Genomic DNA, 15,119 nt, shown 5'->3' with positions numbered 1-15,119 from the left:
ATGAACAGGGATAAACGTCTTGGCGTCGTCATGGTCATGCTGGTGACGACGTTCATCGGATTCGGGATTATTATTCCGGTTTTGCCGGAGCTTATTAAAGAAGCAAGCCCGGGCTACGTCGATTTTCATACGGGCATGATGCTGTCGTTCTATTCGCTCGTCGCGTTCCTCGTCTCGCCCTTCTGGGGCGGCCTGTCGGACCGCGTGGGACGCCGGCCCGTCATTCTGACCGGCGTGCTCGGCTTCGCGGCCAGCTTCCTGCTGTTCGGCATCGCCGACGGCAGCCTGCCGATCATGTACGCGTCGCGCCTGCTCGGCGGTTTGTTCTCGGGCGCCGTCACGACGGTCATCGTCGCGTACGTCGCGGACATCACCCCGCCGGACCAGCGGACGAAGGGCATGGGGCTCGTCGGCATGTCGATCGGCCTCGGCTTCACGATCGGCCCGGGCTTCGGCGGGCTGCTCAGCCTCGTCTCGCAGAATACGCCGTTCTTCGCCGCGGCCGCGCTCGCGCTCGTCACGTTCTTCGTCGCCGTGACGAAGCTGCCGGAATCGCTGGCGCCGGAGGCGCGCCAAGCCGGGAACGAGCGCAAGCCGTCCCGATGGAGCGCCTTCACGGGCTCGCTCAAATACTTGTACGTGCTCGCGCTGTTCGTCTCCTTGTCGCTCGCCGGCCTTGAAGCGACGCTGCAGCTGTTCGGCTACCAGCGCTTCGACGTGACGCCGCTGCAGGTCGGCTTCATGTTCCTGATCTGCGGCCTGGTCGGCGCGCTTATCCAGGGCGGCGTCGTGCGCAGGCGGATCCGCAAGGGCCAGGAGCCGATGTATATCGCGGCCGGCCTCGTCATCTCCGCCGCCGGCTTCCTGCTGCTCGTGACGGCGCACTCGCTGTTCGCCGCGACGGTCTATCTCGCGATCTTCGGCATCGGCAACGCCTTGATCCGGCCGTGCGTCACGTCGCTCATTACGCAGAAGACGACGGTGGGGCAGGGCATCGCCTCCGGACTCAGCTCGTCGATGGACAGCCTCGGCCGGATCATCGGACCGCTCGTCGGCGCTGCGCTGTTCCACGCGCATATCGCGCTGCCTTACGTGGCGGGAGGCGTCCTGTCGCTGCTGGCGCTGACCTTCCTGTTCCGCTTCCGGGCGCTCGACCGCAAGCGGGAGACGTCGGAGCCGTCGTCGGCTTCGGCGTAAGCGCGGCGGAACGGACGGGCCGTTCTCGCGCCCGCGTCCGCCGCAGGCCGCTTGCAAGCGATTCGGCGGGCTGCATCGCGAGCCTCCTTATCGGGCGCGCCGTCGTGCCGGCAGCGCGCATAACCAAAAAGCTTCGCCCGGTCTCCGGACCGCGCGAAGCTTTTTTTGGTTCGCGAAGGCCGCCGTCAGGCGAGGCCCAGGCCGCGCATGACGAAGCGAATCGTCTCCTCGCGCTCGAAATCGTCGTCCCAGACGGCGTCCTCGCGCTCCCCGTACACCGTGCGCACGGCCACGTAGCCCATGATCGCCGACACGCTGAGGCGGACGACGGTCGACGACGGCAGCTCCGCCATCTGGCCTTTGTCCTGGAACTTGGCGACGAGCTTGCGCAGCCGTTCCAAGACGAGGCCGAGCACGTCCCGCTGAAACCGCTCCTGCATTTCGGGATGGAACGGAATCTCCTGCAGCAAAATTTTCAGGATGTTGCGATGCTTGCGCAAAAATTCGATGCGGTTCTCGATCATCGCGCGCAGCACTTGGTCGTAGCTCTCGTACTCCGTATCGAGCACTTTATGGAAGCCGCGCAGCACGAACGGCGCGAGCAGCTTCGTCATCGCGGGCGCGACGATCGCGAACAGCAGGTCCTTCTTCGTCTTGTAATGACGGAAGATCGTGCCTTCGGCGACCCCCGCGCGCTGGGCGATCTCGCTGGTCGAGGACGCGGCGTATCCTTTCTCGGCGAAGACCTCGATCGCGGATTGGACGATGCGCGCCTGCTTCTCCGTCATTTTCCCGCCCGCGCCGTCGCTCTTCAACAGCTCTTCGATCCATGCTTCCACCGTGTCGCTCATGGCGCCAACTCCTAACCACGCGCTGAATTTCATTGTTTCGCCGCCTCTTGCCCTACATCATCCTAGCACAGGGCGCGGCAACCATGCGAGTCAAATGGCGCGGTGCTTCTTCAAGGCGACGACGTTCAGCAGGGCGAACGCCGCGGAGAAGCCCGCGAGCACCCAGACGTCCGTCGCGATCCCCGACCAGCCTTCGCCGCGGATCATGATGTTCCGCATCGCGTCGGCTCCGTAATAGAGCGGCATGATGCGGCTCAGATGCTGCAGCCACGGCGTCATGGCATCGAGATTGAACAAGCCCGAGAAGAACACCTGCGGCACGACCACGAGCGGGATGAACTGAATGATCTGGAACTCGTTGCTCGCGAAGGAGGACAGCAGCGTCCCCAGCGTCAGCGCCGTGAGCGAGAGCAGCAGATTGAGCAGCAGGACATACCCTATCGAGCCGTCCATGTAGAGGCCGAGCACGTCGATCGAGAACCAGGCGATCAGCGCCGCCTGAAGCAGCGTGAACAGCCCGAAGCCCGCCAGGTAGCCGAGGACGACCTCGGTACGGCGGATCGGCGTCGCGAGCAGCCGCTCCAGGGTACCGCTCGTGCGCTCGCGAAGGAACGACACGCCGGCGAGCATGAAGACGAAGAAGAAGGAGAAGAAGCCGATAAGCACCGGGCCGAACGAGTCGAAGGACGCCATGTCCGGGCTGCCGTGCAGGTACGTCACCGCGGGCTGCGCGGATGCCGAGCCGGCGCTCAGCGCGCGCTGGAGCAGCAGCAGGACCGACTTGTTCACGGACGGGTCGCTGCCCTCCAGGCGGAGCGCGGGCGCGCCGCCTTCGAACGTCAGGTATGCGTCCAGCTTGCGGTCCCGAAGCGCGTCTTCGGCGGCCTGCCGGCCGTCGTAGACGGCGACGTCGGCGCCGGCTTGCTCGAGCTGGCGTTCGATGGCCGCCGGCGGCGCCCCCGCGAGCCCGATCGCCGGCTCGATCGCGTTGCCGTTGAACACGAGCTTCATGAGGCCGAGAATGAGCAGCGGGGCGAGGAAGAGCAGCGCGAGCGTCCGCTTGTCGCGGAGGAACTGGCGGACGATGCGGATGGCCAAGGCGCGGATTCTCATGCGCGCGCACCTCCCCCGAGGGCGATGAACGCTTCTTCGATGGAAGACGCGCCGCTCTGCCGCTTGATGTCTTCCGGCGTGCCGACCGCCGTCAGCCTGCCGTCGCGGATCAGGCCGAGCCGGTCGCATTTCTCCGCTTCGTCCATGACGTGCGTCGTCAGCACGATCGTCGTGCCGCTGCGGCGCATGTCGCCGAGTTCGCGCCAGATGGACCGGCGCAGCACGGGATCGATGCCGACGGTCGGCTCGTCGAGCACGAGCAGCTCGGGCTCGTGCAGCAGCGCGATGGCGAGCGACAGCCGCCGCTTCATGCCGCCGGAGTAGGCGGAGACGGCCTTGTTCAGATCCGCCTCCAAATCGACGAGCGCCATGGCCGCCTGCATGCGCTTCGCGAGCCGTTCGCCCTTCAGGCCGTACAGCGAGCCGAAGAACGCGAGGTTTTCCTTGGCGGTCAGCTCGCCGTAGAGCGCGTCGGACTGCGCCATGTAGCCTAACCGCTGCAGCATCGCGAGCTTGGGCATCCGTTCGCCGAGCAGGCGGACGGAGCCGCCGTCGGCGCGGTCGATGCCGGTCATCAGCTTGATCAAGGTCGTCTTGCCGGAGCCCGAAGGCCCGAGCAGGCCGAACAGCTCGCCGGCTCCGACCCGCAGCGAGACGTCATCCAGCACCGTCCGGCTCCCGAAGCGCCGCGAGACGCCGCGGACGTCGACGACGGGAGGAGAAGCGGCCGTATTTTCGGACATGTCATCACGCCTTTCCAACGAAATGAGTGATTACTCACATTCATCATATGCGCAATGATCCGATTTGTGAAGTGAGTAATCACTCATTTTCACAGCGGTGGCGAGCGCTTTTTTATGACGGGGCGTCCGAAGGAGCTTCGGCCGGGGCTTTCCGTTGTTTCGTGCCGCGCGCGAGCGAGACCGCGAAGACGATCAGCATCGGCAGCACCGCGCACGACATGCCCCAGAGGGGATGAATGACCGTGACCTCGTACGCCCATTTCGCCTCGCCCCGCGTCATCGCCGCGAGCGATACGGATGCCATGAACAGCGCGAGCGGGAAGACGAGCATGCGGTCGTTCTTCAGCTTCAGCAGCTGCGCGCAGGTCTGATGCGCGGTGAAGAGCACGAGCGTCGTCTTCATGAACGAGGCCAGGATGAGCGAGTAGCCGATGAGCGCTTCGAGCCGGGAGAAGACGTCGATCAGGTCGGCGGAGCGCGCGACCTCGAATAGGGAATATTTGCGTTCGCCGGCGATCGGTCCGAACACCAGGATGGTGACGAACGTCGTGCCCGCCAGCGACGCGGCGTTCACGATCACCGCGAGCAGCGCCTTGAACTCGAAATGCTTCCCGAAATCGGGCACGAAGCAGAGCAGCATGGCGAACAGGACGACTTCGCCGTACGGAAACCCGTACGAGAAATAAATGCCCTGCAGCATGGGCTTGATGCCGTCCGGCAGGACGGGAAGCAGGTGGCCGAACGTGAAGTTGTTGACGGACAGCAGGACGATGAGCACCACGAACAGCATGACGCTGCCCATCAGGATGGGGAAGAGGCCGGCAAGCTTGTCCATCCCCGCGCGCACGGACAGGGCGGCGACCAGAAAGGAGAGCAGCACGAACCAGTAGCCGTCCGTATTGCGCATCATGGAGCTGTTCAGGAACAGGGCGATGTCGAGCACGATGGCCGCGCCCATATGGATCTGATAGTACAGCATCATGAGGGAAAGCACGACGGCGACCGGCGCGCCGACGACGCTCCGGCTGTACGCGACGAAGTTTTGGCCGGGGTAGCGCTTGGCCAGCAGGATCACCGGCAGAATCGTCAGCATGCCGCCGGCCGAGGAGACGAGGATGCTGATCCAGGCGGCGTTGCCCGCGAATTGAATCATCGGGGACGGGATGTTGATGATGGACGAGCTGGTCAAAAAGACGAACAGCAGGAGCGCCGCCTGGTTGGCCGTGATTTTGATGTTCATCCGCTTCACCCTTTCGCTTGAAACCATTTGTACAGCGCGTCCGCCATCGGTCCGAACAACGCGTTGGCGGAATCGTAATAGGTAAACAAATGAAACGCGCCCGCGGCGCGCGTCATGTGGTACACGGTCAAGGCGAGCAGCGTCCCGTAGAGCAGCTTCGTCCGCACGGGCCGCGGCCCTTCGCCTTTGCCGTCTTTGTAGTCGACCAGCATCATGCCGGCGATGCATACGATCACGAGCGCAACGAACATGGGTTCACTTCCGTTCGTCTTGGATTGGCTGCAGCAGCGTATTGCCGGTTTCCGTGCCGTGCGTCGCGATGACGGTCTCGACCTCGATTTCGCAGTCGAGCTTGGCGAACCGCTCCGGCCAGTCCGGCTTCCATTTGCGCCACAGTCGCGGATCGCGTTTGTAAATTTCGTTGCCGATGCCGAGGAGGTCCGCTTTTTCCTGGCGCAGGCGGGTCATCGCGCTCATCATCTGCTGCCGGATGGCCGCGGAGATCTTATCCTCGTACGCCTGCTCCAGACGCTCGTTGCCGAGCTTCGTGCAGGACAGCTCCAGATTCGCGACGACCGTGCGAATGCGGTACCGCACCTTGACGCCGTCCTTGCCGAACGCAACGGAACGATGGCTGTCGAATCGGAGCATTTCGGCCGCTTCGTCGAGCGGAACGGCGCCGTCTTCCTCCGCGTCCGCCTCCTCGCCGCCGCGGGAGCTTCCGCCGCGCGCGCACGGAATTTCGACGATGCCGTTCGTGTAGCGGCTCATCAGCATGAGCAGGCCTTCCGTCTCCTGGCCGCTGAACCGGTCCGTCACGAGACCGTCCTTGATGATCGCGAGTCCGGCCACGCCCGGCTCGGATCGGGTGATTCGCTCGTCGAGCGCCAGATACGGGATCGCGCCGACCTGCGATTCGCCGCGCAGCTGCAGCGCCAGCTGCAGCAAGTTCGTGCCGATCGTCTTGCCGCTGAAATAATTCTCGGACCGTTCGCTTAAATAATACTGCTGGCTCACGGTGTTTTCGATAAAAGGCCGCTGATCGAAGTAGTCCGACGCGTTGCCCTTCGTGATCATGAGCGTAATCGTCAGCCGCGGCTCGTTGTCGCGGTAGAAAATATCGAGCAGCTGCGGCACGGGAATTTTGCGGGCGATTTTCTCGCTGACCAGGATGACCCGCGTGTGGCTGAATTGGGCTTTGCGCCCGAGGTGGATCGTGACGTCCCGGATGGCTTCCATGACGGAAGTGTCCTTCGTGCGCACGTTGACATAAGGCGTGCCGCTCTTGCCCCGGGAGGCGACCGTCTGGGACGGCTTGTAGATTTGAAACGTGACCAGCACCTGGCCGCTGCCCGCGTCGTCGATGCCGACGCCCATGACGAAGCCTTTCTCGGGCAGCTCCGCCCGGTCTCCGCAGCCGGAGACGGCCAAGCCGCAGCTCAGCAGCAGCGCCGCCAGGGCCATAAACCGTATCCGCTTCGTTCGCATGCGCATCTCCTCCACGTCCCCGTCTCCCGCAAGCTAGCGGGTCCCCTTCGACCGCGTCCGCCGGGCTTCGGTTTGTTTCATCAGTACCTTGAGCGGTCTCCGCAGGACGGTGTTCTGCAGCTCGCCGACCGTCCACGGCGCCAGCGGCTTCATATAAGGCACGCCGAGCGACTTCAGGCCGATGAGGTGGATCCACATGAGGGAAAACCCGATCATAAGCCCGAAAATGCCGAGCAAGGCGGACAGAACCATGAGCGGCAGCTGGAGCAGCCGGAGCGAGACGGCCAGATTGTATTGGGGCAGCGCGAACGACGCGATCCCGGTCAAGGCGATGACCACGACCATGCTCGGCGAGACGATGCCGGCGTTGATCGAGGCTTCGCCGACGACGAGCGCGCCGACGATGCTGACGGCCGACCCGACCGGGCGCGGCAGCCGGATGCCCGCTTCCCGAAGGATCTCGAAAATGAAGACCATGATGATCGCTTCCAGGAACGCCGGGAACGGGATGCCTTCCCGGGCGTCGACGACGGCGAGCAGGAGCACGGTCGGAATCATTTCCGGATGGAACGTCGATATCGCGATATACAGGCTCGGCAGGCCGAGCGCGATCATAAGGGCGTGGAACCGGAGGAAGCGGATGAAATTGGCCATCAGCGTGCGCTGGTAGAAATCCTCGCTCGACTGCAGCAGCTCGAACAGCGTGGTCGGGCCGATCAGCACGCTTCCCGTCCCTTCGACGAGCACGATGATTTTGCCGTTCAGCAGGGCGGAGGCGGCGACGTCCGTCCGCTCCGTGTACCGGAACTGCGGGAACGGGGTCCACGTGCGCTCCTCCAGGACGTCCTCGATATAGCTCGTCTCCAGCACGTCCGCGTCCGGCAGCCGGCCGATCCGGTCCACGAAAGCGTCGAGCACCTCTTGCCCGACCGCGCCTTCCAGATAGCCGAACGCGACGGTCGTGCGCGCGTTGCCGCCGGTCTGAATGAAATTGAATTTCACCGCGGAGCTCTGCACGCGCGACCGGATCATGCCGATGTTCTTCTTCAGGTTCTCGACGGTCGATTCCCGCGGCCCTTGCACGACGGGCTCCGTGACCGGCTCGTCCACCTGCCTCGTCTCGAACCGGCCGGCGCGGAAGCACAGCGCCCGGCTCCAGCCGTCGATGAAGATGACCAGGCAGCCGCTCAGCACGAGACGCTCGACATCCTCCAGCGCGTCGACGAGCGTGGCGGATTCTTCCGAAGCGACATGGTTGCTGAACTGCCGCATGATCATGTCCGGCGTCACTTCGGTGCCGTCGCCGATCTCGTGGTCGACGAGGTCCTGAAGGAGCTGCTTGAAGAAATTGGTGCGCTTGTCCAGCACGAGCGTGTCCAGGTAGACCGAGAGCGCCCTGCGGCCGAGCTTGGGACCGTAATTCCAACGGAACAGGACGAGATCCGAGCAAGGATTGAAGCGGGAGCGGATATAAGCGTAATTGCGGTCCATATCCGTAAATATCGGTAGTGGCATAAGCTCCCTTCCTTTCCAGCCTTCGCTTGATTAACAGCGTTCCAAACGAAGCCGGTTTTTATGCATCGGACGGCGTGCCGCGGACGCGAGTCGCAGTCCCGCCTCCGTCTCGGGACGGGGATAAAGACTGGTCTCGAGACGTTTACGGTCCCCCCGTCCGGGAAGGTAGACTTTAACAGGGAGTTCCGAGGAGAACCATAGTTTGAAGGGAGAATGGGGAGTACATGCAGTGGATTACGAAATGGGCGTTCAATAACAAGGCCGCCATGAAGCTCGTCGTGCTGATGGCGCTGGCGATGGGGGCGGTCAGCTATTTCCGGCTGCCGATGGAGTTTCTGCCGGAAGCGGATAACCCGATGGTCACGATCGCCGCGATCGGACCGGGCTACGACGCCAAGTCGATGGAGACGAAGGTCACGAACAAGCTCGAGGACGCCGTGCAGTTCGTCAAGGGCAAGACGCTGATGACCTCGTCTTCCGGGAACGGCTACTCCAAGATCGATTTGTCGTTCGATTCCAAGACGAACATGAAGGACGCGAAAACCGAAGTCGAAGCGGCGGTTCGCGCCGTGCAGCTGCCGGAGCGGGTCATGACGCCGTACGTCGTGCAGTTCAACACCTCGATGATTCCGATCTCGTGGGTGTCCGTCAGCCTGGACGGCGTGAAGGAAACCGACCGGGACCGCGTCGAGAAGGACCTGATCGACGCATTCAAGAAAATCGACGGCGCGGGCCAAGTATCCCTGGGCGGCAAATCCGCCCCGAGCGTATCGATCGTGCCGGATGCGGCGAAGCTCGCCGCCAAAGGCGTGCCGTTCCAGGCGCTCATGGGCGTGCTGCAAGGGCGGAACGTCGCGGCATCCGTCGGCGAGAAAACGATCGACGGCGCCTCCGGCAACGTGATCGTCGAAGCGAACGTGAGCGACGTCGGGACGCTCCGCAAGCTGCCGGTGGCGCAGGGCGTGACGCTCGGCGACGTGGCGGACGTCAAGCTCGCGAGCCAGGCGGAAAGCATCAGCAGCCTGAACGGCAAAGACGTGCTCATGCTGACCATATCCAAGTCCGCGAACGCCAACGCCGTCAAGGTCGGCGACGCGGTGCGGGAGACGGTCGACCGGCTGAACAAGGACGTGGACGGCGTCGGCATCCGGGTCTTGTCCAGCACGTCGGAGCAGGTCGTGCATTCCGTCAATTCCATGCTGCGTGAAGTGCTGATGGGCGCGCTGTTCGCCACGATCGTCATCCTGCTGTTCATGCGCAACCTGCGGGCGACGCTCGTGACGATCGTCTCGATCCCGCTGTCGCTCGGCATTACGCTGTACTTGCTGCAAGCGTCCGGCGTGACGCTGAACATCATCACGCTCGGCGGCGTCGCGGTCGCGGTCGGCCGTCTCGTCGACGACAGCATCGTCGTCATCGAGAATATCTACCGCAGGCTGCAGCACGAGCCGTTCTCGCTCGGCCTGATCACGGACGCCACCAAAGAAGTGGCGACGGCGATTACGTCGTCCACGCTCGTCACGGTCGCGGTGTTCCTGCCGATGGGGCTGCTGCGCGGCTCGCTGCAGGCGTTCCTGCTGCCGTTCGCGCTCACGGTCACGTACTCGCTGCTCTCGTCCCTGCTTGTCGCGCTGACGGTCGTGCCGCTGCTGAGCGCCGCGCTGCTGCGCAATACGAAGATGAAGGAGCACGAAGGCTCCAAGCGGTTCTCGAAGTTCCTCGGCTGGTGCCTGGCGCGCAAATGGGTGCCGCTCGTCGTCTCGGTCGCGCTGCTGGCCGGCTCCGTCGGCGCATACATGGCGATGCCGAAAGGGGCGCTCGACTCGTCCAGCGCGTCGAACCTCAACATCTCGCTGGAATATCCGAGCGAGACGCCGCATGACGACGTCGTCGCGGGCGGACGCAAGCTGGAGGCGTTCCTCGGCAAGCAGGCCGGCATCGATTGGGTCATGATGCAGAACGGCAACAGCTCCGACGGCGCGCAATACGGCGAAGTGTCTTCGCCGACGCTCGTGACGTACCTGGTCCAAATGAAGAAAGGCGCGGACGCCGAGAAGGTCATCGCCGACGTGCAGAAGCAGCGCTCCTCGTATCCGGGGGCGGATTTGAACGCGGGCGCCATGGACTTCATGAGCGGCTCCGGCGGCACGCAGGTGCTCGTCGACGTGACGGGCGACGATCTCGACGCCATCGCCAAGGGCGCGGACGACGTCGTCGCGGCCGTCAAGCCGGTCAAGGACGTCCTGAAGGTGAAGACGAACCAGGAAGAAAAGAAACCGGTCTATACGTTCGTGCTGGATCCGGCCAAGTCGAACGGCCAGGAAGTGGCGTCCCAGCTGCAAGGCCTGCTGAACCCGATTCCGCTCGGCTCCGTGACGATCGACGGGCAAGCGACGAGCGTCGTGCTGGAGCCGTCCGTCGATCCGAAATCGCAAAGCGACCTGAACCGCCTCGCGATCATGACGGCCGCCGGCCCGGCGCCGGTCTCGTCGGTCGCGAAGCTCGTGAAGAGCGAGCAACCCAGCGTGTATTACCATAAGGACGGCAAGCCGTACGTGCGCGTCGCCGCGGACGTCGATCCGAAGCAGCTGTCCGTCGTCGGCAAGGAAATCACGAAGCGGGTCGGCGAGCTGAAGAAGCCGGACGGCGTCACGTATACCGTCGGGGGCGCCTCCGCGGACCAATCCTCCGACTTCGCGGATCTCGGCATCATCATGATGATCGCGATCGGCATCGTCTATCTGATCATGGTCGTCACGTTCAAAACGCTGCGCGCGCCGCTCGCGATCCTGTGCTCGCTGCCGCTCGCGGCGATCGGCGCGGTCGTCGGCCTGCTCGTATCGGGCGTCTCGCCGGACTTCACCGCCGTCTTCGGCGCGCTCATGCTGGTCGGCATCGTCGTGACGAACGCGATCGTGCTCATCGACCGCGTGAAGCAAAACGAGCAGCGCATAACGATCCGCGAAGCGCTGATCGAAGCGGCGGCGACCCGCGCCCGTCCGATTCTGATGACGGCGATCGCTACGATCTCCGCGATGCTGCCGCTCGTCTTCGGCTCGACGGAGAGCGGAAGCATCGTCTCGCAAAGCCTCGCGATCGTCGTCATCGGCGGTCTGGCCGCGGCCACGCTGCTGACGCTCGTGATCGTGCCGTGCATCTACGAATTGTTCTTCTTCCGCAAGTCCAAGCGCCAGCGCGTCAGCGCCCGCGCGGAGCACGCCGCGTAAGCAAGCGGCGGCGATCCGGCCTTAGCGGGTAGACCGTAAGAGCGACGCCTCCAAGGGAGCCGGTCCGTGCCGCATGGCAGGGACGCCCTTCGGGGGCGTTTGGCGTTTGCGGCGCGCGCGTACGCGTCCCCGAGGGTTGCCGCCGCGCCGGACCGCGCGTTTATGCCGGCGGAACCGGGGACCGGCGGCCTATCCGTTCGACAAAACAAAACAAGAAACGGCGGCCGCAAGCGACAGAAACCGTAGCCGATTCTGTGTTAATTTAGTTCTTGTACGAAAAAAACGTCGATCCGAACGGCGGTTGGGAGGGGAAGCCGATGTCGATGCTGGCGGGTATCAATCTGAGTCAGTTCGTAAAGGCGGAAGGGTACGAGCCCGACCGCTGCGTGTCGCGGGCCGAGTGGGTCGCCCTCATGGCCAGGAGCCTCGGAGTCCTCCGCGGCGCCGACAAGCCGGGCTCGGGCGCCGCGCCGGGAGAACCGTACGACGACGCGGTGAACGCGGTCGTCCGGGCCGGGCTCGGGCGCGGGTTTCCCGGCGTGCAGGACGACCCCTCGCTGCCGATTACGCGCGCCGAGACGGCGGTGCTCCTGATCGACATGCTGGCCGCCGCCGGCGTGGAGGCGCAAGCCGTCGAGCGGACGGACCGCGCGCCGGACGAGCGGGCGATCCCGGACTGGGCGCGGGACGCCGCGGAGAAGGCATGGCGGCTCGGATTCTGCGGCGGCGAGACCGGCGGCGGCTTCCGCCCGCACGATCCGCTGACGCTGGAGGAAGCGGCGGCGGCGCTGTTCCGGCTGCTGCGCGGGATCGGCGCGGTCGATTGATCGTCACGGACGGAAAAAACGGCGGCCATGCGAATGTTCCTCGGTATGACGGTCAAGGCCGATAAGCGGCGCGCGATCGGACGATCATTCGGGGCGGCTTCCTTAATTATCGCACTTCGCGTCAATAATCGCAGGACGAGTGAGGGTCATATATGAGCGCTAACAGGGACCGCAACGCCGGACAAGACGGGTTGAACGCGTCCGGCCGCGATATTTTCCGGCATGCCTTCCAGGTTTCGATGAGCGGGATCGCGATCGTCGCGGCGGACGGGCGGGTTCTCCGGGCCAACCGCGCGTTTTGCGACGTGACGGGCTACGGGGAAGAGGAGCTGCAGACGCTTCGTTTTCCCGCCGTCGCCCATCCCGACGACCGCGCGGCGTGCCTGCGCCTGGCGACGGACATGGCGGTCGGGCGGGTCGTTTCGTTTCATGCGGAGCTGCGGTTCATCCACCGGCAGGGCCATACCGTCTGGGCGAAGTTCGGCTGCAGCCGCTTTCGCGAAGACGGGGAAGCGCTGCGCTATCTGCTGCAGATCGTCGAGGTTACGGCGTACAAGCAGACGGAAAACATGCTTCGGGATAACGATCAACGCTATCGCCAGCTGCTGAAACGGCTGCCGGAGCCGATCGCGATCCACAGCGAGGGCATCTTGATCTATCTCAACGACGCGGGCATGGAGCTGCTCGGCGCGGCCGCTTCGGACGACGTCGTCGGACGGTCGATTTTCGATTTCATTCATCCCGAACAGCACCAGTACACCGCGAACACGATCAGGCGGATCATCGCCGGCGGCGGCACGGGCTATTCGGAATACCAGCTTTGCCGCTTGAACGGGGAGATCGTCGAGGTCGAGGCGTGCAGCACCACCGTGAACGAATTTTTGGGCAAGCCCGTCATTCAGACCGTCATCCGGGACATTTCGGAACGCAAGCGGACGGAGGCGTTCCTGCGCCGGTCGGACAAGCTGTCCGCCGTCGGCCAGCTCGCCGCGGGCGTCGCTCATGAAATCCGCAATCCGCTCACGGCGATCAAGGGCTTCGTGCAGCTGCTTCAATCCCGCACGAACGAGAACGGCAGCTACTTGGAGATCATGCTGTCGGAGCTGGAACGGATCAACACGATCGTCAGCGAATTCATGCTGCTCGCCAAGCCGGAGCAGGCGATGAACCATCAGCGGAAGGACCTCCGCAAATTGATCGAGGATATCTTGACGCTGCTGAACCCGCAGGCGCTGCTGAATAACGTGGAGGTGCAGACGGATTTCGATCCCGACGTCCGGGCGATCCAGTGCGACGAAGCGCAGATGAAGCAGGTGTTCGTCAACGTGATCAAGAACGCCATCGAAGCGATGCCGAACGGCGGCCAGCTCGCCATCCAGGTGAAACCCAAGAACAAGCGGCACGTCATGATCCGTTTCGTCGACCAGGGCGCCGGCATTCCCAAGGAGCGGCTGTCGAAGCTGGGCGAGCCGTTCTACAGCACGAAGGAGAAGGGGACGGGGCTCGGGCTGATGATGTGCTACAAAATCATCGAGGCGCACCGCGGCGAGCTGCTCGTCAAGAGCAAGCTGAACAAGGGGACGACGATCGACGTCGTGCTGCCGATCGCCCTGGAACATCCGTGACGGACGGTCCGCGCGCGAGCGATGGACGATCGCGAAAACAAGGCCGCGGGAGCTCGAGCTCCCGCGGCCTTGTTTCTGTGCGAATGTTGTCCTTGTAATCCGTACTCGTCTACGATTCGTTTATCTTTCGTGCGCGTCGTTTTCTTGCCCGCGCGTCGCTTGCGGCCCGAGGCCGGCCGGCGGAAGACGGATCAAAACGACATTTTGTACAGCGGCAGCACGGTCCGGAACGTATCCGCGGCTTTGGCGACGAACGCCTCGCCGTCCCGCAGAATCGGGTCCGCGCGATCGATCGTAATGCCGCACAGCGCCTCGGACGCCTTGACCGCGCGAAGCCGTTCCAGCAGCTTGGCGAGGCCGTCGCGGCCCAGCTCGGCCTGCGTGTCCCCGCCGGGCACCATATGGTTGCCGGACCAGACGTAGTGGCCGGGGATATGCGTCTCGATGTCGTCCAACTGCTGCAGGGCATGCTCCGCGAAGACCGACTTGTTGTCGGACTCGTAGATGATGGCGAACTGCACGAACAGATGGGAGCCGAACAAGCCGATCTGGAAGTGCGGGAACATCTTGTAGCCGCGCTTGCCCGGGGCGAAGGCGATCCATGTATCGTTCGGCGGATTGATCGTCCGCCGCGCGTGCTTGGCGACATGCGGGAACATCGGCTCGCCGCAGAGCTCGGTCAGGAACGGCGAGAGCCGCTCTCCGAGCTCGTTCAGCTTGGGACGAACCCGGGCGATGAGGGCGTCCATGCGGGGCTCGAGGCCCGGAATGGCGAATACGTCGAAATCTTCGGGCGCGAAACCCGCGAAGGGGCGCGCCATTGGTGCGGTAATCGGCGTCATGGCCGTGAATCATCCTTTCGGCCGCACGGGGCAGCCCGGTAGTCGTTCGTTCATTATAGCATACCTGCCCGTTTGCAATCTCGCGGCGATTCCGGTAGTCTTCTTTACGATAGCAGCAGAACGCCCAAGGGAGAGGTCCTACATGTATTGGCAGCAATTATGGTTTGTTTCGAACATGATTTTCGTGGCACTGGCGATCGTGTATCTGTTCATGCACCGGTCGGTGACGCTGGCCCGCCAGGAGGCCGACGCGCCGCGGCTCGCCCGGACGAAGAAACGCCGCCTGACGTCGGCCGTGCTCTGCCTGGCGTCGTTCGCCGCGATGGTCGCTTTCTTCCTGATCAACATGCGCGTGAACGGCTGACCGGCCTCAAGATGTGTCCAAACCATGGCGCTTTGCTTCTTTTTCGCAACTTTTTTGTCGGTTATCGCGTTAAACTTGTCATAGTAG

The 15,119-nt window shown here is 63.9% G+C and carries 13 protein-coding genes; 5 read left to right on the top strand and 8 right to left on the bottom strand.

The features are described 5' to 3' along the window. On the top strand, nt 1–1,197 hold the full coding sequence (locus BMZ79_RS07515) for an MFS transporter (protein WP_090638191.1): 1,197 nt from the start codon (nt 1–3) through the stop codon (nt 1,195–1,197). Nucleotides 1,198–1,382: 185 nt separating this feature from the next. Here the strand turns inward: BMZ79_RS07515 and BMZ79_RS07510 are convergent, their stop codons facing one another. From BMZ79_RS07510 to BMZ79_RS07485, 7 genes are all read right to left on the bottom strand, one after another. Next, nucleotides 1,383–2,048, bottom strand: coding sequence for a TetR/AcrR family transcriptional regulator (locus BMZ79_RS07510; RefSeq protein ID WP_090638188.1), 666 nt, complete (start codon nt 2,046–2,048; stop codon nt 1,383–1,385). A gap of 90 nt (nt 2,049–2,138) precedes the next feature. Continuing rightward, on the bottom strand, nt 2,139–3,161 hold the full coding sequence (locus tag BMZ79_RS07505) for an ABC transporter permease (protein ID WP_090638186.1): 1,023 nt from the start codon (nt 3,159–3,161) through the stop codon (nt 2,139–2,141). Further along, complete coding sequence (locus tag BMZ79_RS07500; RefSeq protein ID WP_090638184.1) at nt 3,158–3,904, bottom strand: ABC transporter ATP-binding protein; 747 nt, start codon at nt 3,902–3,904, stop codon at nt 3,158–3,160. The genes BMZ79_RS07505 and BMZ79_RS07500 overlap by 4 nt, the downstream gene beginning before the upstream one ends. Nucleotides 3,905–4,016: 112 nt before the next feature. Further along, nucleotides 4,017–5,144: a GerAB/ArcD/ProY family transporter gene (locus tag BMZ79_RS07495; RefSeq protein WP_177222042.1), complete on the bottom strand. Its 1,128-nt coding sequence runs from the start codon at nt 5,142–5,144 to the stop codon at nt 4,017–4,019. A 5-nt stretch (nt 5,145–5,149) separates the two neighbouring features. Then, nucleotides 5,150–5,395 (bottom strand): hypothetical protein, encoded by a 246-nt coding sequence (locus BMZ79_RS34195; protein ID WP_177222041.1) that lies wholly within the window; start codon nt 5,393–5,395, stop codon nt 5,150–5,152. Nucleotides 5,396–5,399: 4 nt separating this feature from the next. Continuing rightward, nucleotides 5,400–6,632, bottom strand: coding sequence for a Ger(x)C family spore germination protein (locus BMZ79_RS07490; RefSeq protein WP_177222040.1), 1,233 nt, complete (start codon nt 6,630–6,632; stop codon nt 5,400–5,402). Nucleotides 6,633–6,665: 33 nt separating this feature from the next. Continuing rightward, on the bottom strand, nt 6,666–8,147 hold the full coding sequence (locus BMZ79_RS07485; protein WP_256252592.1) for a spore germination protein: 1,482 nt from the start codon (nt 8,145–8,147) through the stop codon (nt 6,666–6,668). Between the two features lie 224 nt (nt 8,148–8,371). Here BMZ79_RS07485 and BMZ79_RS07480 point away from each other — a divergent pair, with 224 nt between their 5' ends. From BMZ79_RS07480 to BMZ79_RS07470, 3 genes are all read left to right on the top strand, one after another. Further along, nucleotides 8,372–11,374 (top strand): efflux RND transporter permease subunit, encoded by a 3,003-nt coding sequence (locus BMZ79_RS07480; protein WP_090638174.1) that lies wholly within the window; start codon nt 8,372–8,374, stop codon nt 11,372–11,374. A 269-nt stretch (nt 11,375–11,643) separates the two neighbouring features. Further along, nucleotides 11,644–12,201 carry an S-layer homology domain-containing protein gene (locus tag BMZ79_RS07475; RefSeq protein ID WP_090638171.1) on the top strand — a complete coding sequence of 186 codons (558 nt, stop codon included), beginning with the start codon at nt 11,644–11,646 and terminating at the stop codon, nt 12,199–12,201. A 152-nt stretch (nt 12,202–12,353) separates the two neighbouring features. Next, on the top strand, nt 12,354–13,826 hold the full coding sequence (locus tag BMZ79_RS07470; protein ID WP_090638169.1) for a PAS domain-containing sensor histidine kinase: 1,473 nt from the start codon (nt 12,354–12,356) through the stop codon (nt 13,824–13,826). 191 nt (nt 13,827–14,017) lie between these two features. Here the strand turns inward: BMZ79_RS07470 and BMZ79_RS07465 are convergent, their stop codons facing one another. After that, nucleotides 14,018–14,647: a YktB family protein gene (locus tag BMZ79_RS07465; RefSeq protein ID WP_090638166.1), complete on the bottom strand. Its 630-nt coding sequence runs from the start codon at nt 14,645–14,647 to the stop codon at nt 14,018–14,020. Between the two features lie 196 nt (nt 14,648–14,843). Between BMZ79_RS07465 and BMZ79_RS07460 the strand changes: the two genes are divergently transcribed. Then, nucleotides 14,844–15,032: a hypothetical protein gene (locus BMZ79_RS07460; RefSeq protein WP_218154666.1), complete on the top strand. Its 189-nt coding sequence runs from the start codon at nt 14,844–14,846 to the stop codon at nt 15,030–15,032. Nucleotides 15,033–15,119 lie beyond the last annotated feature (87 nt).

This window comes from Paenibacillus sp. UNC496MF (genome assembly GCF_900113915.1).
Taxonomy (GTDB): Bacteria; Bacillota; Bacilli; order Paenibacillales; family Paenibacillaceae; genus Paenibacillus_Z; species Paenibacillus_Z artemisiicola.
This window is presented reverse-complemented; position numbering and strand designations above follow the sequence as displayed.

Coding starts and splice junctions, on each gene's coding strand:
- BMZ79_RS07515 (WP_090638191.1), top strand. CDS start 1: ATGAACAGGGATAAACGTCTTGGCGTCGTCATGGTCATGCTGGTGACG.
- BMZ79_RS07510 (WP_090638188.1), bottom strand. CDS start 2,048: ATGAGCGACACGGTGGAAGCATGGATCGAAGAGCTGTTGAAGAGCGAC.
- BMZ79_RS07505 (WP_090638186.1), bottom strand. CDS start 3,161: ATGAGAATCCGCGCCTTGGCCATCCGCATCGTCCGCCAGTTCCTCCGC.
- BMZ79_RS07500 (WP_090638184.1), bottom strand. CDS start 3,904: ATGTCCGAAAATACGGCCGCTTCTCCTCCCGTCGTCGACGTCCGCGGC.
- BMZ79_RS07495 (WP_177222042.1), bottom strand. CDS start 5,144: ATGAACATCAAAATCACGGCCAACCAGGCGGCGCTCCTGCTGTTCGTC.
- BMZ79_RS34195 (WP_177222041.1), bottom strand. CDS start 5,395: ATGTTCGTTGCGCTCGTGATCGTATGCATCGCCGGCATGATGCTGGTC.
- BMZ79_RS07490 (WP_177222040.1), bottom strand. CDS start 6,632: ATGCGAACGAAGCGGATACGGTTTATGGCCCTGGCGGCGCTGCTGCTG.
- BMZ79_RS07485 (WP_256252592.1), bottom strand. CDS start 8,147: ATGCCACTACCGATATTTACGGATATGGACCGCAATTACGCTTATATC.
- BMZ79_RS07480 (WP_090638174.1), top strand. CDS start 8,372: ATGCAGTGGATTACGAAATGGGCGTTCAATAACAAGGCCGCCATGAAG.
- BMZ79_RS07470 (WP_090638169.1), top strand. CDS start 12,354: ATGAGCGCTAACAGGGACCGCAACGCCGGACAAGACGGGTTGAACGCG.
- BMZ79_RS07465 (WP_090638166.1), bottom strand. CDS start 14,647: ATGGCGCGCCCCTTCGCGGGTTTCGCGCCCGAAGATTTCGACGTATTC.
- BMZ79_RS07460 (WP_218154666.1), top strand. CDS start 14,844: ATGATTTTCGTGGCACTGGCGATCGTGTATCTGTTCATGCACCGGTCG.